We start from the raw sequence: 22,854 nt of genomic DNA, 5'->3' as shown, positions 1-22,854 counted from the left end.
GCTTACTATGCTATGTTATACGTTGGCGAGCAACGAAGAGACATGATGATTGCCATTCCGTTGATCGTATTTCTCTGCAGCTGCCTTAGCATATTCCTCAAAATAATCAGCCAATGCGTGCAAGTCTCCAGGGTCTCCTTCATATGCGAAAGAAGCAGGAAGGCGCAATCGGTACCCTGGCGTTTCCTCTGCCCAGCGGCGCAGCAGCTGAGCTGCTCTGGCGTAGAACATCATTTTGGCAAAAGGATCTTCATGATCGGCGGCCAGTACCAGACTTTCTTCCAACACATCAATTCCCTTCGACGGGTTGGTTCGTGCCAGATAATCCATCTGTTCTGCGAAGCTCTGTACAAAATCATTTTGACCCTTGATCATCCGGTAACCCTTCTGCTGATGCTTGTTCGCTTCCTCAATCCGTCCAAGACGATATAGCGGCATGAGGACTTCGGATAACGTCAGGTGCGGAATTTCAGCGCAGCTCATACGACCCTTCAGGATCGGCTTGGCCGCCTCCAGGACCTGCTCATCGTCTCCCATTAGAATCCAGTAACGCATGATTTCATCCTGTTCGCAAGCTTCACAATCACTCATAAAGTCACGGTCCATTGTTCTGAACTTGGCATAACTGCTTCCTGCTTCCTCCAGGTCGCCAAGATCCATGAATATACGGAAACGGTAATACCAGTATGAACGCTCACTGTAGCCAAAGGATTTGAAACGTCGTCCAAAGTCCTCCAGCAGCTCCATCATCTTATCGCGAGAAACCTCAGGGAAGCTGGAGAGTTCGCCCAGGATCCATTTGTACGACCACATTAATGTCTCTTCATCATAGCGCTCAGGCTGCTGATCAAACTTGCCGAGCTGCCAGGAAAAAGCGATAAGTGCTTTCATGGGATATCCGCAGAACGTGGCTGTTTCCACAATCTCGGATCGAGCTTCGTATGCCTCTTCCTCCATGCCATTTACATCGGCCACTCTGGCTGCTTCTTCAAGCATGCCCAGTTTCGCTGTACCGTTAGGCAAGCCATAGGCCTCGTCCATCAATTCCTCGAAATCCATCTCTGTATTCATCAGACATCCCCCTTACGATCCGTATTTGCGCGTAAACCCCAGTCAATAAAACGAACGATGCCTTGATTCAGCACCTCAAGCTCCTGCCGGTTCATGGCATAGTGGCCCATCATTAGCGCATTCACATAGAGCATCTCAATGGCGATCGGCGTCATTTGAGGATCTGGCGTCGTTAACACGCGCTGAATGATTGGATTGTTTACATTCAGATACAAGGTGGAGTAGCCAGCAGAGCTGATGCCAGCGGATAATGAGCCCAGTACGGAAGCGAACAGTTCTGTACTCTCCTCACTCGCCTTTTCCAATGCACGAAGCGTAGAAGATTCCTGCGAGAGAGTGAACAGTACAGGCAGGTCTTCCGGTTTGAACCCCTTTACCTCGGCACGGCAGCGAAAGCGCTGAAGTGCCGAATCCGCCAGACGCAGCGCATCATAATAATCATTGCGCTGGGCTGGAGGGACATCCGTGAAGCTAAGCGAAACCTGATCCGGCTGCAGACGCTCTGTATGCACATTTGGTACCGCAAGCGGCAGTGTCGCCATCAATTCGTTGTCATAGATGTATCCGCCATTAATAACGAGCAGGGATTGGGCAGACGCGACATGGTGAATCTGGCGATACTCATCCACCGTCGCTGTGAAGTATAACGTCTCTCCTTCAGCCATTAACTCTCCCAGCTCCCGGTGGCCCCGTGTGCTCTCAAATGGCAGCCAGCGATATATCATTGCGTAAAAATCCTGATCCTGCACAGCCAGTGCCTTCATGGAGAGTGCATGCAGACGTATGAGCTTCTTCAGGCGCTCTGTCTGATTCTCCGCCATATCGGACAGTCCCTGACGAAGGGCATCGCCAAGTTCGGAGCGTACTTCTTCCAGCTTTTCATTTTCATAAAAATGTTCACGCGAAGCCGTTGGTTGAAGCTCATCGGTCCAGATCAGACATTTCACAAAGAAGGCCCAATCCGGCAAAATATTCTCTGCCTTCTCCGAGATCAGCATCCGCTTCAGATACACCCGGTGAGAACGCTTGGCATTCAAATTGACGGCATGTGGAAGCACAAATGCAATCCCTCCGGTACGCCCCGAAGCTGTCGTCAGTGGGATGAAATCTTCAAATGTTTCTCCAAGCAGGCGCCCACCAAATGCAAGCACCTCCGCTTTGCGCCCTTTGGCGAGTTCCGGTTGCGTGAGCCACACAGGCGAATCGGCATTGACGATATCCTGTATACCTTCGCTCTGAAGCGTCACGGGATAAGGTAACAAGGCTCCATAATAGAACAAAGCTTCCTTCACATATTCCGGTTCAAAATAATTGGCGGCATCCGGCGTACAGCGCAAATACACTTTGGTCCCCGGAGATAACTGGGTCTCAAGCTGACGAATGGTATAGGTCCCATCCGGCTTGCCGCGCCATTCCATCGAAGGTCCTCCCTTCGCGGATTGGGTCAGCATGACAATCTCATTGCTCACCATGAAGCAGGACAGCAGCCCGATCCCGAATCGTCCGATAAAAGAAGTCTCTCCATCCAGCAGGGCTTGCTGCCCGCGCTTCGAGGATTGTCCGATCATCGCCAGAAATTCGTGAATATCCGCTTCGGTTAAGCCGATGCCGTTATCCTCCACCATCATCGTTAACTGCTCACCTGTGCCAGTCAGCTCTACGCGCACTTCGCCTTGAAACCCGGGCTCTGCCTCACTTCGTGCTGTAATGGCATCGGTCGCGTTCTGCATCAGCTCACGCAAGAAAACTTTGGGACTGCTATAGAGATGATTCGATAAGATCTGAATCATGCCACTCAGATTGACCTGAAAACGATATTCATTGGATGCTGCCATCTTTTGCTCACCTTCCTCTGGTCCGACACAACAGAACTTCAACTTCATATGTGTACATACATTGTGTTAGACGAATTATAAAATATCAAATATGTAAATCTAAGACATTGGCATTCCACAACCCATCATGCCAAACGACCACGCCAAGCCGGCCCTGGTGGTAACCAAGACCGGCGTTAGATGAATATTCAGGCATACATCATATGTATAAGGCCTTCCCCTTTATTACCTCATTATGGATGGCAATGAAACGGGATATTGCATCCTTTTTACCACAATACAATGAACAAGAGAATGAGAAAACAAACCTGAGACCCGATTTTTCCGGACTTTAGGGGGGAAATGCCCTTTTCTCCGTGGGACTTTGGACCGAATAATATTTTTTACAATCCATTTGAACGATATTGTCCTGTTAAACGTATCATCATCAAATTAAGAACGGATGGTGAAGGCATATGATTGAAGTTCGCAGCATATCCAAACGATTCATGGAGCATCAGGCCCTGCGTGATGTCAGCTTCACGATTGAACAAGGCAGTGTGACCGGATTAATCGGCCCCAACGGCTCTGGTAAAACGACACTGATCCGCATTATGAATGGTGTCCTTGGGGCGACAAGCGGATCCGTAACGATTAACGGATTGGATCCCTCCACCCATGCGGAGAAGGTGCTGGCCATGTGCGGCACACTCACGGAACAGAGTGGACTGTATGAAAATATAAGCGGACGCGACAATCTCGTTTTCTTCGCAGATTCTTTTGGTATACAGCAGCATTCCAAACGAATTGACGAGCTGGTAGAGCTGTTCGAATTACAGGAGTATCAGCATCGCAAAGTGGGCACCTACAGCACAGGCATGAAGAAACGGCTGGGCCTAGCCCGTGTTCTGCTTCATCGCCCGTCCATTCTATTTCTGGATGAGCCGACTAATGGCCTGGACCCCGATGGGATTCAGATGGTACTCCGGATCATTCGCCGGTTGAACCGTGAAGAGAAGATGACCATTCTGGTCTCCTCTCACGTCCTGTCCCAACTCTCAGCCGTATGTGATCGATATATTTTCATGGAAAAGGGACGCAAGGTTGAAGAAGGCTCGGAGCAGGAGATTATACATCGTTATCTCACTGCGCCACAGCTTGAGGTAGAAGCCGTCCTGGCTGATGGATGGAGCGCGGCAGCTGAGTTTAATCCGGAGATCCTCTCGGCGGACAAAGCCATTTTCCAGCTCCAGTCCCGTGAGGAAATTCCCATGCTGCTCAGACAATTAACCACGAACGGACAAGTCTATCAGGCTCGCCTAATCGGCAGTGATCTGGAAAGCATCTATTTTGCCATCAGGGAGGCACACCATCATGAATAATCGTCAAGCCATAAAAGCACTGGTACGCAAAGATATTCGGGCCATCACAGCCAGCATTCAGCTATGGCTCCCCATGCTGATCGTTCCGCTCATTATCGGGGTTACCATGCCCGCCATACTCATATGGCTCGCTTCCCGAGTTGAACTTCGTTCCATGGGAAATATCGGATTCCTGCTCGACAGTCTCGATATCTTAAGCAGCTCAGGACAGATCCCGGAACTGGCCTCTATGGCTACAGACAACCATCGCATTGTCTATTATCTGGCCTTATATATGTTCGCACCTTTGTTTCTGATCATTCCGGTGATGGCCTCCAGCATTCTGACAGCGAACAGCTTCGCGGGGGAGAAGGAACGCAAGACGCTCGAAGGACTTCTCTTCACACCCATCAGCATGGACACCCTGTTCAAAGGCAAAGTACTGGCTGCTCTTATACCTTCCATACTACTGTCCTGGATTACCTTTCTCATCTATGGGATCATTGCCAATATTCTGATGTACCCCATGTTCGGAGCCATGATGTTCCCGAACTGGAATTGGATCCTTCTTGTGCTGTGGGTGGTTCCGTCATGCAGTCTTATGGTCATCCTCCTCAATGTGTTGATCTCCGCCAAAGTTCGTGGATTTCAGGAAGCTTATCAGCTGGGAGGACTTATCGTTATTCCTCTGCTGGCACTAATTGCTGGTCAGGCAAGTGGAATGCTGCTTATCAGCCCGGTATTGCTGCTGCTGATTGGAGCTGCGCTTCTGCTCATCAGCCTGGTCCTGCTTCGTCTGGTTTCACTCTGGAATAGTCGCCAGCAGCTGGCTGAGAGTCAGATCTAATCATGGTGACAGCAAGAGTGTATCCATTCAGATGGCGGCCGGATTGAGAAAACAAATACGAGAGGTTATGATAGGGAGACATGCACTTGGGGACGACGCAGAGAGGAATGGAACAAATGATGGAATACAGTCTGCTTCAGAAAATGAAATATGCACAGCAATTAACGGCACAGGAGAAGCATATTGTGGACCACATTTTGAACAATCCCGAAGTTGTTTTTGAATCTACGGCTCAAGAACTGGCTCAAGCCACCTATACAAGCTCATCAACCATTGTCCGTTTATGCAAAAAGCTGGGTACCCAAGGGTACCCAGACTTTCAATTAAAGCTTGCCCTCGATTATCAGCGGGCTCCTGCCACGCTTCCACCTTCGGATCATCCCTTTACCGAACTGGAGGATGTACATTCCGCGATGGATTCCGTCCCTTACCTTTATCATCAGGCATTGGAGGAAACACGCCGTCTGCTGAACGTTTCTGTGTTGCAGCGAATCGCAAATTGGGTGAAAGAATCCGGCCGGATTGATATCTACGGCAGTGATATGAACTACTACCTTGCACAGCAGGCCTGCACCAAGTGGAATGAACTGGGCATCTCCGCTATCGCGCACAACGGTCCGAATATGCATTATCTGAACACGATGAACCCCAATGTATCCACACTTTCCTTCGTCATCTCCCATACCGGGGAGAATCAGTCGATGGTTGATGCCGCCAAAATTCTGAACGGGAAAAACAAGAACGTCATTGCGATCACGGGTAATAACCATTCCAGCTTGTCCAGACAATCTACCGAAACTCTGCTCAGCTATGGCTACAATGAACAAATGAGGCTTTCCAAAATGTCCTCTATGGTTTCTGTACTTTACATCTTCGATATCTTGTACATGAGCAGCATTCGTGACAGCTATTAAACCCGATCGGCAGCAAAGACAATCCCCGCATCCTTGCGCGCTTCTGCCAATATGTTCATCACAGATTGACTGTGGCTAAGGAGCTCATAACATTTCGTGTAATCCTTATTGATATAGATATTTCTAAAGGCTTCCCATTCGTAATAAAGCCAGTTTGACTGTGCCTGCACGTTGATGATCTCCAAGGGCTCCTGCCCAATCTGGAGCCTGATTTCCTGGCATCCGTTGGCTCCTCCCACAACTTGAATATATCCCTTCTCCCCCTGAATCAGGACAAAATTCATGCTGCTTGTATCTTTGCATCCCACACACTCCGCAATAAACTCGGGATACTTCAGAACCACCACCCCTGATGTATCAATTCCATTGACGTGCTGGTTGGCCGTATAGGATACGGTTTCCGGGCTGCCAAACATCTTCATGACAAAATGAAGGTTGTAGATGTTGATGTCCATCAGTGCACCACCGGAGAATTCGGGGTTAAATACATTCGGTGTCTCCCCGGCAAGCAGCTGATTGTATTTACTCGAATACTGGCTGTAATTGCACTGAATGAACCGGATATTCCCCAGTTTGGACAGCTGCTCCTTCACCTTGTTGTAGTTAGGAAGATGTATGTTTGAGATCGCCTCAAACAGGAACAGATTTTTTTCCCGGGCCAGCTCAATCAGCGTTTGGGCTTCCAATACCGTTGATGTAAATGGTTTTTCACAGACGACATGCTTGCCATGTTGAAGCGCCTGATAGGCCTGCTCATAATGCATGCTGTTGGGTGATGCGATATAAATAAAGTCCACATTCGGGTCAGCATAGAGTTCGTTCAGATCCGTGTAGATGGTCTGCACTCCATATTTGTCTGCAAGTGGCTCTGCTGTTTCCCTTTTCCGAGAGTAAATGGCTGTACATTTCACTCCATCCACTTCGTTGATTGCCGATAAAATGGCATCCACAATAAATCCTGTCCCAATCGTTGCTATATTCATCATTGTGACACTCCTCTTCTTTATTTTTATCCATTCATTTGGCCTTTTTCGCGGCTTCGACTCCATCATGCAAAATGTCCAGTACATATAAAACCTCATGATCCTTGACGGGCTTCTCACCGTGATGACGGATCGCATCAAGCAATTTCTCATATAACATGCCATAGTCCGTCACTTCAGACGGTACGTTCTCCGTATGGGACTCCCCTTTCTCGTCCACATAACTCAACGTTCCCCAATTCGTTTCGGGTTCAATGTCATAGGATACCGATGTTGGTCCGACTCCATTTTTTGATTGATGACCACTGCTGTACTTCACAAAACTGCCCCGGTCTCCGTGTATGATAAACTTCGGATGTTCGATCTTGACAAGCAGGCTGCACTTTATGGTCGCTTTCATCCGGCCGTACCGGAAATCAATATCGATATAGTCATCCGATTCCCCAGGCGCCACCAGACTTCGGACATCATAATCAATCCGGTCTGCTTCACCGTATAACGATATTAGCTGATCAATGGTATGCACCGCCAAACCATGCAATAACCCAAATCCTTTGCGACTGTACTGCGGATGAAAATAATCATAGTGGGACTGGATCTCCACAATATTGCCCAGCTTGCCGCTCTCGATCACTTTTTTCAAAGTAAGAAAGTCCCCATCATACCTGCGGTTCTGGTTCGCCATCGCGATAAGATGTTTACGTTCCGCCAGTTCAAAAATCTCCTTGGCTTCAGCCGAAGTTGAGGCAAACGGCTTCTCGACCAAAACATGTTTGCCATGTTCCAATGCCAATTTGGCATATTCAACATGACTGTCCACATGAGTCGCAACGACAATCAGTTCGATATCTGGATCATGCAGTATATCATTAAGAACTGTAGTAAACGCAATCTCCGGATAATAGCCCTCTCGCTCCGTGTCACCCACCCGGTCTTCCTCACGTCGGTAGATTGTCTTCACCTGGATCTGCTCTCTTCTCTCCAGATAAGGCAGATGATAATTCACTACGGCATTTCCAAATCCAATGATAGCGATCTTCAACATATGGAATCACTCCTCTACTTTGGTTAAGCGCAATGTTATCATGCAGCAGACTCGTGGTGAACGCTTTGGAGAAGGAATGGCCGCAACATTCGAAAATGGATTCAAGGCTTGGGATAGTGTGAAATTCAATTTCAAACTGTGGGCCTCGGGCAGCTGAGATATAACAATTTTTCCCTAGTTTACCGATATAATTTAAGAAATGAACTACATACATATGGATGAAGGGTGTCGATGAAGACATGAGCAAATGGTTTACAGGCATGCAGCGCAAGATCAGTACTTTCCTGTTGTTTACACTGATCACTGCAGCAATGTTGGGTGGGGGTAATGCAGCACAGGCAGCTTCCCTCAATCAATCTACTGTGTATTACGATTCGGACGGTGTATTGTACAAAGTATCCGGGGATGGCAGCAATACGACAGAAGTTTTACTTGATTTTCAGGGTGTGGACCTTGTAGCAGCAGGTTCTCACCTCTACTACACTTCTTCTGAAACTTCCACAACACTGCTTCGGGTCCCCAATGACGGATCGCGCGATACCGCCGAGACGTTTGCAACCGACGTTCTGCGTTACGATACGGATAACGGATTCATATATTACATGGATGCGAAAGGTTCGATCTATCGTGCGAGTGGTGATGGTGAGCCAACTTCCGTTAAAAAGATTGCAGACAAAGCAGATACGGATTTCCCGCTGCTCGCTGTCATTAAGGGCCGCGTTTATTACAACGCCCTCGTTAACGGCAATACCTGGATCGTCTCCAAAGCTACAAATGGCAGCGGAACGGTACAACGGATTGCTGAAGGCGCAGTGGAAAGCACTTATTTTATGAATCCGGCAAAAAACAAATTGCAACTGATGGTTAACACCAATCCTTATGAAACCTACTACTCCACCAATGCAGTGGTCATGTACACCGTGAACTACAGTACAGGCAAGGCGAGTGCTGTAAATCCAAAAGCCAAACTGGACGTGAATGCAGTATATTCCGGTGGCTGGAGCAGCTCGTTTTACGTATACAACAAAGGAATCAGCCTGGACAGCAACAAGGATTACAACTACGCAACAGGCAAAGCTTTTGCCCTTACTACTTCAGGTAAGACATTCCAGCTTCATAGCAAAAGCATCCGGGAAGTAAGTGCACTTGGCACAGACAAGGCAGTTATCATTGATGCAGGTAAAAAAGCGTACGCAAAAACCGTATCTGGCAGCAAGGTTACCAAAACGACCAATCTAAATTTGAGTAATGTCAATTACGTTGCGGATCAGCTGACCAATGGCACAGCAACACTTGCCTACATTTCTGGCGACAATGGCCTCTACGCCGTAAGTTCGACGCTCAAAGTAACCAAACTGGTCGGGGATGAATGGGACACCTTCCATTTCAGAGATGACGTTCCAGGCATCTTCTACATTAACGCGAAAGACCTCTATCGTTTGTATTATATCCAGGCGAATGGCTCAGGTAATAAAGTGTTAGGCGAAGTATTCCTGGACGACATTCTGTTGGTAACACCCAACTAAATTTCTTATTAAATAAAGAGGATTACCTTGCAGCCCTGCGGCTCCCGGTATCCTCTTTTTATATGTTTACAACTATTTTTGAAAAACGTCTTCCATATGAGAATGATAATTGTTATCATTAAGAAAATGAGACAAAAGGATGGTCCGTATGAATGAACAGCTTCCCTTCATTTCTGAAACGTCAACTCTACCACTCCTCTCTTCCATGTGCCGCATACGCCGTGAGGAGAATTTCCGTGTGCATGGCAAGACGGTTTCCCGGCCTATGCTGTGTCTTGTTTTGCAAGGAGAAGGTGTCCTGATTCTTAATGATCAAATACATAAAGCCCGCGCCTATCAACTATTTGTACTGGAAAAGGGAACCACGATTGAGGCTGCCTCCCGCTCCGGTATTACGGAGTGTATTCTCCTATCGATGAACACGGTCCAGTTGAAGCAAGTACGTGGTGAATGGAAGATGATTTCTGATCCCTGCCTACCCTTCCAATGGTCAACGGGTCCTATGCCTGTTCGTCATGAGCAGCAGATGGTCGCGCGCATGGAACAATTATATACGGCCTATCAGGGCGTTCAGCAGGAACATTTTATCAATATACACACTCAGCTCCACGAATTGTTACAGTACATTTCCGAGAATCGTCTAGAAGCGAATCATGAGAAGGTTGACCCTGCCCTAGAGCGAAGCATTATGTATATGCACCGATTCATGGGTGAAGGCATAAGTATGGACCAGCTGGCCAAGATCGCCGGCCTGACTCCGAGCTCATACTCTCGCAGCTTCAAGAAGGCCAAAGACATGTCACCAACAGATTACCTGAATCGACTGCGAATTGAAGAAGCCAAACAACAATTGCAGCAGGATCCATGTTCCATCAAAGATGTCGCTGAATCTGTAGGTTATGGCAATGAGTATTATTTTAATCGCAAATTTAAACAAGCCGTCGGTATCTCACCCAGTATATATATGAAGAGAGAACAATTACGAGTAGCAACGGCTTCCGTTCTGGGCCTGGAAGATAACTTGTCTTCCCTAGGGCTAGAAGCGATTGCGACGCTAAACGGATTCACAGATCAGGAACTGAGCGAGAACGAACAACAGCATAAGCTGACACTGCAATTCAACAAGCTTCGCCAATCGAAGCCTGATCTGATTATTGCAGACTCACATCATGAACCCTATTACGATAAACTGAAAAGTATTGCGCCAACCGTCGTCCTTGAGCCTGTTCAGGACTGGAAACAAATTCATTCCCGTATTGCCGAGCTGGTTGGACGGGAAAAACAGGCCTTGGATCATTTCAAACAGCTTGAATTCAGAACGCTGGATGTGGTCAAACGTCTGCAACAGTTTTTTGACCATGAACGAGTTACACTTGTGGAGGTTAAGCCTCCCATGATCCGGCTGCAGGGTACAATCAATCATCCCCTGAGTCATTTGTTGTATACCGAATTGGGGCTGCAACCTGCACAGATTGCTCCGCCAGAACACCAGTGGGTCGATTACCCTGCTGAGCGCATCCCTTTGCTGGATACGGATCACTTGTTCATTCATCGTCTCTCCATGCATCCAGCCAGCGAAAAATTGCTGCGGCGGTTAAAACAGACGTCTTCATGGAATCGTTCGCCTGCTGTACTTGGTGGCAATGTTCATGATATTTCAAGTTGGCTGATGATGAGCTGGACACCTTCGGGACGTCACCGGATTATGGATGAACTTATACACATTGCAGAGCAGCACGCGGCCCTCTCTCATGCCGGACTGATCGGGCAATTCTAATGCATTTGGAACAAAATCTGATTTTTTTCTTCATTATAAATACACAGCAAAAAGGCGCCTCCATCAGGAGAGCGCCTTTTGGGTTCTACTTAAGAGTTATCTTGAATCTCTTCCCGCGGAACCAGTTTATAGATTTCTTCATCTTCCATGGTGTCGATCAGTCGGTCCAGCCATTTGTAATATGCTTCCGCTTGCAACACTTTATTTTTGTCTACTTTTAGAATGTGAAGAAGTTCGGCATCTGCTTGCTCGTCCAGGTCTTTAATCAAACGATTCAGTTCCTCCACGGACTTGCGCAGCACCTGAAGGTTACTCTCCACAGCTTTTCTCCATTTAATCGCAAAATAATCCGTAAACGTCTGATGCCAGTCATACTCCACTTCATATAGGTCTTTCCGAGAGCCCTTGCTCCATACCTTATTTACCATTTTCAGATCCAGCAGTGTACGTACGCCGGTACTCATGCTCGTTTTGCTCATTTCCATTTCCCGGCCCATATCGTCAAGGGTCATTGGTTTGTCTGCAAAAAAAAGCAATCCATATAAGTGTCCCGTGGACAGCGTAACGCCGTATAGATCCATATTACGTCCGATAGCTTCAATGACGCGTTTACGGATTCTAAGAACGGTTGCCTGCTGTTCTTCTTGTAAATGGTCCAAGCCCATGCTTGCAACCTCCATTCTGAACATTCCCAGTCTTGGCACAAATAATTGCAACCATACAAGATCCTGCTTACATGGGAAAGCATCCGGCCGGACATCCTATATGCCAGAGGGCTTTCGTTCACCCAATGTATGAAAATGGAACCTTACCAGGTTGCATCTGCCTACGACTATCTTTAACCAAAAAACAGCTTAAATTAGCTCATTGTCTATTGTAGGAAAAGCAATATCAAATGTAAAGCAGCCTTATTAGGCAGAATAAGGAGTAAAAGAGAGCATTCGGACGTAAAACTTTGTACAGTTTTTACTGTACAAACATTATGTACTGTTTATTCAGTTGATATACTGGTTAAGTATTGATACAATACAAAACGTTACCCAGAAAGACGGGAAGCGAAGCAACAATTACCGGATTTCGTGGCTGGGCGCACAAGTGTATGGGCTTGTGGTTGCTGAAAGCCGTTCGAAGTGCACAACACATCAGAAGGGGTGAAAACATGACCATACTTGAAGTAAAAAATGTAAGTAAACTGTTTGGCCCCCAAACCGAGCAAGGTCTGCAATTACTGGAGCAAGGTTGGGGAAAAGAAAAGTTGGCCAAAGAAAAACAGATAACGGTTGGTGTCAACCGGGTCAACATGGAAATTAAGCAAGGTGAGATTTTTGTCATCATGGGACTTTCAGGAAGTGGTAAATCCACACTGGTTCGAATGTTCAATCGACTGATTGAACCAACATCCGGTGAAATTCTCGTTCACGGCAAGGATCTACGTAAAATGAACAAAGAACAATTGCGCGAAGTACGCCGGAAAACAATCAGCATGGTATTCCAAAAATTTGCGTTGTTCCCGCACCGTACCGTTCTTGATAATGTGGAGTATGGACTTGAAGTCCAAAAGGTGGACAAAGCTGTTCGCCGGGAAAAAGCGAAAACCTCACTTGAACTGGTTGGCCTAAAAGGCTGGGAAGATAAGATGCCAGATGAACTGAGTGGTGGTATGCAGCAGCGTGTCGGCTTGGCTCGTGCGCTTGCCAATGACCCGGAAGTACTTTTGATGGATGAAGCGTTCAGCGCACTAGATCCACTGATCCGCCGGGATATGCAGGATGAACTGATTGAGCTTCAGGATAAAATGAAAAAGACGATTATTTTCATTACCCATGACTTGGACGAAGCGCTGCGCATCGGTGATCGTATTGCCCTCATGAAGGACGGCGCTGTCGTGCAGATCGGTACTCCGGAAGAAATTATGATTCAACCGGCCAACTCTTATGTGGCCCGCTTCGTCGAAGACGTGGATTTGTCTAAAGTCCTCACTGCATCACATGTTATGCGGCGCCCTGAAACAATTACGCTTGACCGTGGTCCTCGTGTTGCCCTCGAATTAATGCGCGAACGTGGTATTTCCAACCTGTTTGTCATTGACCGTTCGAAGAAATTGCTTGGTGTCATTACAGCAGATGATGCGTCCCGTGCGATGCGTGAAAATAAAGTATTGAACGACATTCTGATCACGGACGGGCCGACTGTAGCGCCTGAGACCCTGATTCATGAATTGTTCGAAATGGTAAGTTCAGCCCATGTGCCTCTCGCTGTTGTAGGTGAGAATGGCCGTCTGCAAGGTGTTATCGTCCGCGGTGCCCTTCTGGGTGCGCTTAGCGGTGAAGTTGCAGTAAAGGAGGAACTTGTAAATGATTCCCAAAATACCACTAGCATCGTGGATTGAATCCATCGTTGACTGGATGAGCTCATCGCTCTCCGGATTGTTTAATGTAATCTCTGTTGTTATTCAGGAAGTGGTCGGATTCTTCTCCGGGCTGTTCATGCTGCCCCATCCACTCCTGTTCATTGCGATACTGGGTGTTCTAGCGTTCCTCGTGGGTCGCCTCCCATTGACACTATTTACGGTTATCGGATTCTTGCTCGTGGATAACTTGGGATACTGGTCCCAATCTATGGACACACTCGGTCTGGTTATCACTTCAGGACTGATCTCCATTCTGATTGGTGTTCCGGTCGGAATCTGGCTGGCATACAGCAAAACTGCAGCACGCATTATTACACCGCTGCTTGACTTCATGCAGACAATGCCTGCATTTGTCTACTTGCTGCCTGCGGTTACATTCTTTAGCCTTGGTGTTGTTCCAGGTGTTATCGCCTCCGTTATCTTTGCGATTCCGCCAACCATTCGTCTGACTCATCTGGGTATCAAACAGGTTTCTGGCGAACTGGTTGAAGCCGCTGATGCATTTGGTTCGACTTCCATGCAAAAACTGTTCAAAGTACAGCTTCCACTCGCCTTACCTACCGTCATGTCAGGTATCAACCAAACGATTATGCTGTCGCTGTCCATGGTTGTCATTGCATCCATGATCGGTGCACAGGGTATTGGTGCGGAAGTATATCGTGCGGTAACGCAGCTTCAGATTGGTAAAGGTTTTGAAGCGGGTCTGGCTGTCGTGGTACTCGCGATTGTACTCGACCGTTTCACGCAAAACCTGTTTATGCCTGGTCGGAAAAAGACCTCTCGTGTATCTTCTAAACAGAAAGCGTGGATTACCGCAGCAGCTACACTCGTCGTGCTGGTTGCCGGTTTCTCCCAATACTTCACGGGCGGGACTACTTCTGCTGGCGGTAACAACACAGCAGCCAATGCTGTAGGTGAAGAAGTCAATTATCAGATCATTGGTATTGACCCAGGTGCAGGGATCATGAAATCTGCTGCTAAAGCGATCGAAGACTATAAATTGACTGACTGGACTCTTATTGAAGGCTCTGGTGCGGCCATGACGGCTACGCTGGACAAAGCGATTAAAAATGAGGAACCAATCATTATTACAGGTTGGACTCCGCACTGGATGTTCAACAAATATGATCTAAAATATCTGGAAGACCCTGAGAAATCTTTCGGTGATGCGGAAGAAATTCATACGATTGCACGTAAAGGTCTGAAGGAAGATCATCCTGTTGCTTACGAATTCCTGTCCCGTTTCCAATGGACGTCGGATCAAATGGGTGAAATGATGACTGCTATTCAGGATGGCACGTCTCCTGAGCAAGCTGCCGAAGACTACGCTGAGAAACATGCAGATCAGATTAACGAATGGATCAAAGGTCTGACCCCTGTTAACGGCGACACATTTAAACTCAGCTATGTTGCTTGGGATTCCGAAATCGCCAGCACCAACCTGCTGAAATATGTGATGGAAAACAAACTGGGCTATAAAGTTAATGCTCTGCAGGTAGAAGCCGGACCGATGTGGACAGGTGTTGCCTCAGGCGACGTAGATGCTTCTCCAGCAGCTTGGCTGCCGCTCACGCACGCTGACTACTGGGAACGTTACAAAGACCAGGTGGATGATCTCGGAGCCAACATGACAGGTGTACGTACTGGTCTCGTTGTTCCTTCATACATGACGGACGTGAATTCGATTGAAGATCTGGAAACCGGTGCTGCTTCCTCCGCGCCAACAGCTAATGCCAATGTAGGCGATGAAGTGAACCATCAGATCATCGGTATCGATCCTGGTGCCGGCATTATGAAATCCACAGCAAGTGCAATTGAACATTACGGTCTGTCCAACTGGAACCTCGTTGAAGGTTCCGGTGCGGCCATGACAGCTACACTCGATAAAGCCTTCAAAAATGAAGAGCCCATTATCATTACAGGCTGGACACCACACTGGATGTTCAATCAATATGACCTGAAGTATCTGGACGATCCCGACAAGGTGTTCGGTGATGCTGAAGAGATTCACACCATTGCACGCAAGGGTCTGAAAGAGGATCAACCTGTTGCCTATGAATTCCTGTCCCGTTTCCAATGGACCTCGGAAGACATGGGCGAGATGATGATCTCCATCCAAGGTGGCACTTCACCAGAACAGGCAGCTAAGGATTATGCTGAAAAACATGCAGATCAAATTAGCGAATGGACTAAAGGTTTGACGCCTGTTAATGGTAAAACCCTACGTCTCGGTTATGTTGCATGGGACTCGGAAATTGCAAGCACCAACCTGCTAAAATACGTGCTTGAGACGGAACTGGGTTATACCGTCAGTGCCCTGCAAGTCGAAGCTGGTCCGATGTGGACCGGGGTAGCCACAGGTGATGTTGATGCTTCACCCGCTGCATGGCTTCCGCTCACCCATGCAGACTACTGGGATAAATATAAAGATCAGATCGACGATCTGGGTGCCAACATGACAGGTGTCAAAACCGGACTTGTTGTGCCTGCGTATATGGATGTTCAATCCATTAACGATTTAAAAGATAATTAAACCAGATCGAGATGAATCAACCTCAATTTGGAAAAAAGACCACCGAATTTTTCGGTGGTCTTTTTTATATACTGTTTTTTTCTGGAATTGGAGTAAGCTGACTTCATTAAGGCTAGATCTCATATCATATGAGATGTACTTCTAATGGAGCTATGTAGGTATACTTTGAACTGAACAACTGCCTTATCCGATAAGTAACAATAACACACCAATTGTAATGAGTACTACACCCAAAATGCCATAGACTACCCTTGCTGCCTGTCGCCCAATCGTTTTCACGAAAAGTCCTGCCTGAAAGGTACTCATGAACCAATCCCAATTTTTCATACCGCCCAGCATGCTGAAAATCCCTGCGATTATGGCAACCAATGCAAGCAAGATCGGTTGATCCTGCATATCATCACCCCTTCCAATATAATCCTGTTTACTATACTCGCTCATGGTGAAAATGAACAGTAATTAAATAGTAAAAAAACGGCTTACAGATTGTGATCTGCAAGCCGTTGAATCGAGTGCCAGAAGTTAAACTCATCGGGGTTTGTAGGGATTTAAACAAACCTGATTTGTTTCTACTTGGGAAGCATAACTTCTTTAATACGGATTCTAGTTATAGCTCACTTGCCGACATCAGCAGCGTCACCACTTCTGCACGGGTTGCATTCACAAGCGGATTAAACATGTTATTGCCTGTGCCCTTAATCAATCCAGCTTCATAGGCTGCTGCAATGTAAGGAACTGCCCATGCCGAAACTTGATTTGCATCTGTGAAACTTAACGTTGCATTGGATTCGATCGGAAGTCCCAGCGCTCTTACCAGCATGACTGTCATTTCCACACGTGATACTTTGCCTGATGCACGGAATGTCTCATCGGTATATCCGCTGATAATGCCTTGCTCAACCGCCTGAGCTATAAACGATTGTGCCCACGCCGGGATTTTATCAGCATCCTTGAACGTTAACGCCTTGCTGCTGGCTGGAAGCTCGAATGCTCTTGCAAGCATTACTCCAAATTCAGCACGTGTAGCCGGAGCATTAGGACGGAAATTACCGTCTGCATATCCGTTTACAATTCCCCGGGAAATGGCCTGCTCAATTGCAGCAGCTGCCCAGTGATTACCGATATCCTTGAGAATGACACCCGGATTCGGCGTTGTCGTTCCACCATTACCATTACCCGGAATGGATGGCGTTGTTGGTGTCGTTGGATTGGTCGGATTGGTTGGTGTTACCGGCGTTGTTGGTGTCGTTGTGCCTCCACCACTATTGCCACTGCCCGGATTGCTGCCATTGTTGCCACCGCCATTCCCAGGATTGCTTCCATTTCCGTCAACCGGAAGCGGTGATCCTTTCAGATCCGTACTGCGTCCTTCTGTTGTCTGATTAACTACACCCACTCGATCCAGATGCTCATGGAAGATCTCATAGTCTACCAAGTTGAGTTCGTAGAATCGGTTGTCATCCTTCGCTGCTCTCATGGAGCGGTAGAAGTCTCCACCATTCGCCATAAAGGAGTTGGTTGCCACGATATAATATCCGTTTGGATCAATATCCGTATACTTGCCATCCGCATTTTTGATTTGCACTTTCACTACGCGTTGACCCTCTTGCGTCACGGTATTGGTCGCAGAATCCATTTTCTCGCCCGGTTTGGTCGAATCATAGTAGAAGCGCATGCCCGACACTTGCGGGAAGCGTCCTTCTCCTGTTTCCACACCACTCACACCATTTTCGAGAGCAGCTGTAATTTCCTTACCTGTCATTTTCAGTGCAGATAGATTGTTACCGAATGGCATAACGGTGAGCAGATCGCCCAACGTAATGTCACCTTTCTGGAACGATGCCCGGATACCGCCGCCGTTTTGGATGGCCACATATCCTTTCACATCGTTTTCCTTGACGATGGATTTTACTTTTTCCAGCATACCATCTGTCATCAGGTTACCCAGATTGGTTTCCTGCTTACGCACGTTACCACGTTCTCCATCGAGCAGGACGTTCGTTTTGCCGATGACTTCTTTCTTGAAATCTTCCAGCAGTGGTGCATATTCGGCCAGCTTGGCTTTTGCTGCCGGATCATCTTGATATACATATTTACCCGCGGAATCCTTGGCATCCAGGCTCAGCAATTTGCCGTTCCACGTTTTCAACGCACCCTGTGCATCGAACGTGACATCCAATTGACCCAGGGATACATCATATTCTCCCGTTTGGACAACTAAAGTTGGGTTTGTATGAGTATTGACCTCAACGGGCTCGCTTAGAATCGTATGGGAGTGACCACCCACTACAATGTCGATGCCTTCCACGGCTTCTGCCAGCTTCAGGTCTTCCGAGTACCCCAGATGGGTCAGTGCAATAATTTTGTTAATGCCTTCTTGCTCGAGCATGGCAACTGTCGCTTGTGCACTTGCAATGTAGTTTTCAAATTTCAGATCATCTCCCGGTGAGGACAGGGATACGGTATCTGTAGTCGTTAAACCGAAGATTCCCACCTTCTCGCCGTCTACTTCGGTAATGATAGCCGGATAGATCTCAGCATTCTCAGCTGGTTGACCAATGACGCCCTTGTTGTACACACTACCCAGGTTGGTATCCTTCGTAAAGTCGATATTGGCACTTACGAATGGGAACTCCGCTTTTTCAATGAATTCCTTCAGCACGCTTGTGCCTTTATCAAACTCATGGTTACCAAAGGTCATTGCGTCATATCCAATCATATTCATGAATTCCAGATCCGCTTGACCATTAAAAAGATTGAAATACAGGGTTCCAGAGAACACGTCCCCGGCATCCAGCACCAAGGTGTTATCGTTGCGTGTTTCTTTGATCGCCGTTACGCGGCGCGGAATGTTATCCAAGTGCGCATGTGTGTCATTGGTATGCAATACACGAAGGTTGAAGTCACCTTCCTCTGCGTTACTTCCAATGCTCAGCTGTGCAAGCAGTGGATCATGGTCACTGACGCGTCCATCAGCTGTTTCAAAATCCGCATTTACATGCACCACTTCAATGGCTGCTGTTTCAGACAGATTTTTGCTCACCAAAATGTGGTCCAGTGTTTGAGAATTACCGTCATAGATGTAGGAATAGCGTTTATTTTCTGGCAGCTTATTCACCAGATTGTCCAGTTCGTTGCCTTCAATGATATTCAAAGTCTTGGAGAACTGGAAGTCATTGAAATCCCCAAGTACAGCTACATTAACGTTAGGATCTTTATCTAAAAGTTCTTTCACAAAACCATTCACTGCCGCTGCCTGTCTGGCACGCTGAATTTCACTGCTTCGTGTCGCAGGCTGAATACTACCGTAAGGTTTCAGATCGCCACCTTTGGAATTCAGGTGATTCGCGATCACGACCACTCGTTCTCCATTAAATTCGAACTCTGCTGCAAGAGGTTTACGTGAGCTGGCAAATGCATCGTTTGTTGGATCAATACGCCCTGGATTCAGGGACAGCGTTCCATCCGATTCCACTTGGATTCCTGTTGCAGCATCTCCCTTAGTTCCTTCTTTCAAAGAAACTCGCGCCTCGTTGTACAGGAATCCTACACGAATGTTGGCACCCGGAGCCCCGCCATCCAGATTGTTTACCGGAGCAATATCCGTGTACTTATAAGTAGGACCACCATTACTAGCAATTGCATCAATTAATGTCTGGAAGCTCGCATCCGCAGCAGTTGTCCCGCTGTCGGTAGCTCCATCGTTATCCTGTACTTCCATGATACCGATAACATCAGGATTTTTGAGGTTGTTAACCACAATACCTCCGATTTTCACTGCTCTTGCAGCGTCCTTCTGACTGAAATTCTCTACGTTGAAGGTTGCAATCGTCAGTTTATCATCAGCTTGCTCAATGACCGTTGTTGCCTGTTTTAGGTCACTCGAAATAATTGCCGGCAAATTCCCTTCCGGAGCTACCTTATAATTGCCGTTAGCGTAAGTCATCACACCTCTGACAGAATCCGCGAGCTTGTCCCCCGTTTTAACGGCCTGAGTAGGCTTTTTATTGATAAACAACCGCTGTGGATTCAGGGAGCTCTCGAATGGTTCCGCACCATCTCCAGTCAGAATGACGCCTCCTGCTGGCGTTCGTAACGGATTGTTTTCACCATTATCTACTACAACTGCCAGTCCTGGTTCACTGGAATACGGGCCGATAATCGTAGCTTGATCAAGCTGAACTCTCATGCCTTCCAAACTCTCGTAAAAGTCGATTGCATCCACTTCCGGATTAAACTCACCAAACTGATCAGAATCAATTACGGTAGGGATCATTCGGCCATTTTTCCCGAGGACAACAGGTTCAGGCAGCGTCTGATGTTCACCTTCAACCGTAATCGCTGTAGCCACAATTTCAGTCGTCGCCAGCTCGGTCGTTGCTGTCTCATATTCCTTCACTTGACCAGATACGCTGACTTTGCTGCCTACCGCCATGCCATGAGTGGATTTATAAATAAGGATACCCTCAGATGTTTTTACGTCGTCATCTTCCATGCCAGGAATCTCCTGCATATAGAACGAACTTGCATTGACAACATGAGTCACAATACCTTCAACATTTTGCACAGCCAGACCATCATACAGGGAGTTATGAGATGCTCCTTGTATATCGTGAATTCTCAGGTTGTCCAGCTCCTGAAGAACGGTGTACGTAAAGCTATATACATCACTTGTGTTTCCGCCTGAGACGGCAATCGCTTTAACAACCGTATCTTCGTCTACTGTAATCGGGCCACTATAGAGTGTAGATGTTTGGGTTGGTTCTGTTCCATCAACCGTGTAATAAATTTCAGCTCCTGCTGTTGGTGAGGATAGAGTCACGGTTGATCCTTTGACAATACCACCGGACGGGGCACTGGCCGTTACGGAGAGCAAATTTTCGACAACATCTGCTGCTGTACGTGGAATCAGCTCAAGGCCATAGCTTGTGTGATACGTCATGACGCCTGTCACTTTTTCGTATGTTTTGCCTGCTGCAAGTGCTGTTGGACTATTTTTCGCATAGATCGTGATTTCTGCACCATCGGCATCTGTCGCATAAAAGGTAGAACTGCTGCTTCTTGTCACTGTGACTTCATTCACTTCGACAAGCATCCCCTCAAAAATACCGCCTGCGCCCTTGCCTCCGCCCTCAGCCGGCATGAAGTCTTTGGATGTCAGCGTGATCGGTGTTGGAATTTCTTGATTCTTGTCCAGAATTTTGATGTAACCTCCCGGGAACCCGGCCTTTTCTTTCTCTATCTGGAGCAAACCGTTATAAATAGTGAGTGGGCCATACGCTTCAATACGGTCTCCCGGCTCTACTGTGGAATCCGTTCCACGAACGACGATTCCGGCATTCTCATCCTGAATATACAGATTGGCCATGCCTCCAGACTCTTCCCGGTAGGTCACAATCCCTTGAACGGTAACCGGGGTGTTCTCCGATTGGTTTCTGGCACTGGAGATGGAGATTGGCGTATTATCCACGATCGCATATTCAAAATTGGTAACATCACTATTTTCTAGCCCGTCTTTTGCTGCATAGGTTTCAATATAAGTTGCATCATTTACTGTAATGGGAACGGTGTATGGGAGATAGTCGGTGTCATCATTTTGCTTGTAGTAGACTGCAGCACCAACTGTGGTTGTTGCAAGAGTAACCTTTGTTCCAGCTGGAACCATACCTGAGGAGGGATTAGCGGTAACGTTTGCCACTTTGGTTTCAGGCGTGTCATCGATCAGTTGGAAGGTGGTTGAGGTAATAGAGCGGATCCCTTTGGAACTAAAGTATTGAGACAACGTGCCATTGTTAATACGAACTTTGGTTTTATACAAGGAAGGATTGCTTTGTAGTCCGAAAATGCTTCGGGGAGCAGATGTAGGCACCTGAACAGGCATCATCTTGCTGATATTGGTTTCTTCAGGGCTATCTGCAATTGCAAAATTAGTATCCAGTGTAAATGGTGAATTCAGATTTACGTTTGGACCATTACTAAACGTTCCTACGACATAACCTTCCACCGTGGCGGATGAGTCATTTGATTCCATAGCCAGTGCCTGAGCAACCGTTAACGGCTCGTCCGCAGCAGCTGCTTTGCTGCTAAATAATCCAGCCGGAATAGCCCCTGTGATCAGCAGTACCATGGCTAAGAATAATCTGAGCCAACTCCTTATTCGCTTACTATGCATCCTTTTCCTACCCCCATGTTTCGAATTTTCAATCATTTGTTCAAAGAGCTTGTACATTGGTTCAAATATAAGATAACTGAACTCTTTTATGATGTAAATCATATTCTTGTCGTTTGATATAAATTAGTACATACACTTCACACACTTTTAATGAATATTGGTTTAAAATCAATTATAGGACCAGTTTTTGATGAAAAACATGACTTTACTACTCTATTAAATCATAAACTCATGCATATTTAACTAATATAAGTTAGGTATTCTTACATTGTATTTCAATCAAATATCTTTCTCGACATAAACTGATAACATTTTAATTTTAAAAAGGGGTAACCCGAACCTTGATCATCCTTTTAGACACAGCAAAACGATGCGACGTTCCATCAAGAGCGCCGCATACG

General features: G+C 47.0%; 15 protein-coding genes. 8 read left to right on the top strand and 7 right to left on the bottom strand.

The annotated features are described in order from the left end of the window. Positions 1–15: 15 nt before the first annotated feature. Entirely contained in the window at positions 16–1,071 is a 1,056-nt protein-coding gene (locus tag CHI14_RS14060; protein WP_095289058.1) for a hypothetical protein, read from the bottom strand. Next, entirely contained in the window at positions 1,071–2,906 is a 1,836-nt protein-coding gene (locus CHI14_RS14055; RefSeq protein ID WP_095289056.1) for an HSP90 family protein, read from the bottom strand. The genes CHI14_RS14060 and CHI14_RS14055 overlap by 1 nt, the downstream gene beginning before the upstream one ends. 455 nt (positions 2,907–3,361) lie before the next feature. Here CHI14_RS14055 and CHI14_RS14050 point away from each other — a divergent pair, with 455 nt between their 5' ends. The 3 genes from CHI14_RS14050 to CHI14_RS14040 all read left to right on the top strand — a co-directional run bounded on the left by CHI14_RS14050 (position 3,362) and on the right by CHI14_RS14040 (position 6,007). Further along, entirely contained in the window at positions 3,362–4,267 is a 906-nt protein-coding gene (locus CHI14_RS14050; RefSeq protein ID WP_095289055.1) for an ABC transporter ATP-binding protein, read from the top strand. Continuing rightward, positions 4,260–5,093, top strand: a complete 834-nt coding sequence (locus CHI14_RS14045) for an ABC transporter permease subunit (protein ID WP_095289053.1) — start codon at positions 4,260–4,262, stop codon at positions 5,091–5,093. The genes CHI14_RS14050 and CHI14_RS14045 overlap by 8 nt, the downstream gene beginning before the upstream one ends. Before the next feature lie 86 nt (positions 5,094–5,179). Then, positions 5,180–6,007 (top strand): MurR/RpiR family transcriptional regulator, encoded by an 828-nt coding sequence (locus tag CHI14_RS14040; RefSeq protein ID WP_249281104.1) that lies wholly within the window; start codon positions 5,180–5,182, stop codon positions 6,005–6,007. Here CHI14_RS14040 and CHI14_RS14035 read toward each other — a convergent pair. Next, positions 6,004–6,990 (bottom strand): Gfo/Idh/MocA family protein, encoded by a 987-nt coding sequence (locus CHI14_RS14035; protein ID WP_095289140.1) that lies wholly within the window; start codon positions 6,988–6,990, stop codon positions 6,004–6,006. The two genes, CHI14_RS14040 and CHI14_RS14035, sit on opposite strands and share 4 nt — an antisense overlap. 34 nt (positions 6,991–7,024) lie before the next feature. Beyond that, complete coding sequence (locus tag CHI14_RS14030; RefSeq protein WP_095289052.1) at positions 7,025–8,035, bottom strand: Gfo/Idh/MocA family oxidoreductase; 1,011 nt, start codon at positions 8,033–8,035, stop codon at positions 7,025–7,027. A gap of 19 nt (positions 8,036–8,054) precedes the next feature. On the opposite strand from CHI14_RS14030, the gene CHI14_RS30035 reads away from it, so the two are divergent. The 3 genes from CHI14_RS30035 to CHI14_RS14020 all read left to right on the top strand — a co-directional run bounded on the left by CHI14_RS30035 (position 8,055) and on the right by CHI14_RS14020 (position 11,338). Then, the gene (locus CHI14_RS30035; protein ID WP_170948133.1) at positions 8,055–8,192 is read left to right on the top strand and encodes a hypothetical protein; all 138 of its coding nucleotides are present in this window, start codon (positions 8,055–8,057) and stop codon (positions 8,190–8,192) included. A gap of 82 nt (positions 8,193–8,274) precedes the next feature. Then, a complete protein-coding gene (locus CHI14_RS14025) occupies positions 8,275–9,561 on the top strand; it encodes a DUF5050 domain-containing protein (RefSeq protein ID WP_095289051.1) in 1,287 nt (428 codons plus the stop codon). Between the two features lie 148 nt (positions 9,562–9,709). Next, a complete protein-coding gene (locus CHI14_RS14020) occupies positions 9,710–11,338 on the top strand; it encodes a helix-turn-helix domain-containing protein (RefSeq protein WP_170948132.1) in 1,629 nt (542 codons plus the stop codon). Positions 11,339–11,427: 89 nt separating this feature from the next. On the opposite strand, the gene CHI14_RS14015 is transcribed toward CHI14_RS14020, so the two are convergent. Then, positions 11,428–12,003: a GbsR/MarR family transcriptional regulator gene (locus CHI14_RS14015; protein ID WP_095289047.1), complete on the bottom strand. Its 576-nt coding sequence runs from the start codon at positions 12,001–12,003 to the stop codon at positions 11,428–11,430. A 494-nt stretch (positions 12,004–12,497) separates the two neighbouring features. Between CHI14_RS14015 and CHI14_RS14010 the strand changes: the two genes are divergently transcribed. After that, positions 12,498–13,727 carry a quaternary amine ABC transporter ATP-binding protein gene (locus tag CHI14_RS14010; RefSeq protein ID WP_095289046.1) on the top strand — a complete coding sequence of 410 codons (1,230 nt, stop codon included), beginning with the start codon at positions 12,498–12,500 and terminating at the stop codon, positions 13,725–13,727. After that, positions 13,693–16,281 (top strand): glycine betaine ABC transporter substrate-binding protein, encoded by a 2,589-nt coding sequence (locus CHI14_RS14005; RefSeq protein WP_095289044.1) that lies wholly within the window; start codon positions 13,693–13,695, stop codon positions 16,279–16,281. The genes CHI14_RS14010 and CHI14_RS14005 overlap by 35 nt, the downstream gene beginning before the upstream one ends. A 183-nt stretch (positions 16,282–16,464) precedes the next feature. Here the strand turns inward: CHI14_RS14005 and CHI14_RS14000 are convergent, their stop codons facing one another. Both CHI14_RS14000 and CHI14_RS13995 read right to left on the bottom strand, forming a co-directional pair. Further along, positions 16,465–16,677: an immunity 17 family protein gene (locus CHI14_RS14000; protein WP_095289042.1), complete on the bottom strand. Its 213-nt coding sequence runs from the start codon at positions 16,675–16,677 to the stop codon at positions 16,465–16,467. 211 nt (positions 16,678–16,888) lie between these two features. Beyond that, complete coding sequence (locus CHI14_RS13995; RefSeq protein ID WP_170948131.1) at positions 16,889–22,408, bottom strand: S-layer homology domain-containing protein; 5,520 nt, start codon at positions 22,406–22,408, stop codon at positions 16,889–16,891. Between the last annotated feature and the right edge of the window lie 446 nt (positions 22,409–22,854).

It is taken from the genome of Paenibacillus sp. 7516 (assembly GCF_002272715.1).
In the GTDB taxonomy this organism is placed as follows: Bacteria; Bacillota; Bacilli; order Paenibacillales; family Paenibacillaceae; genus Paenibacillus; species Paenibacillus illinoisensis_A.
The sequence above is the reverse complement of the archived record's forward strand: the minus strand, read 5'-3'. Positions and strand labels throughout refer to the sequence as shown.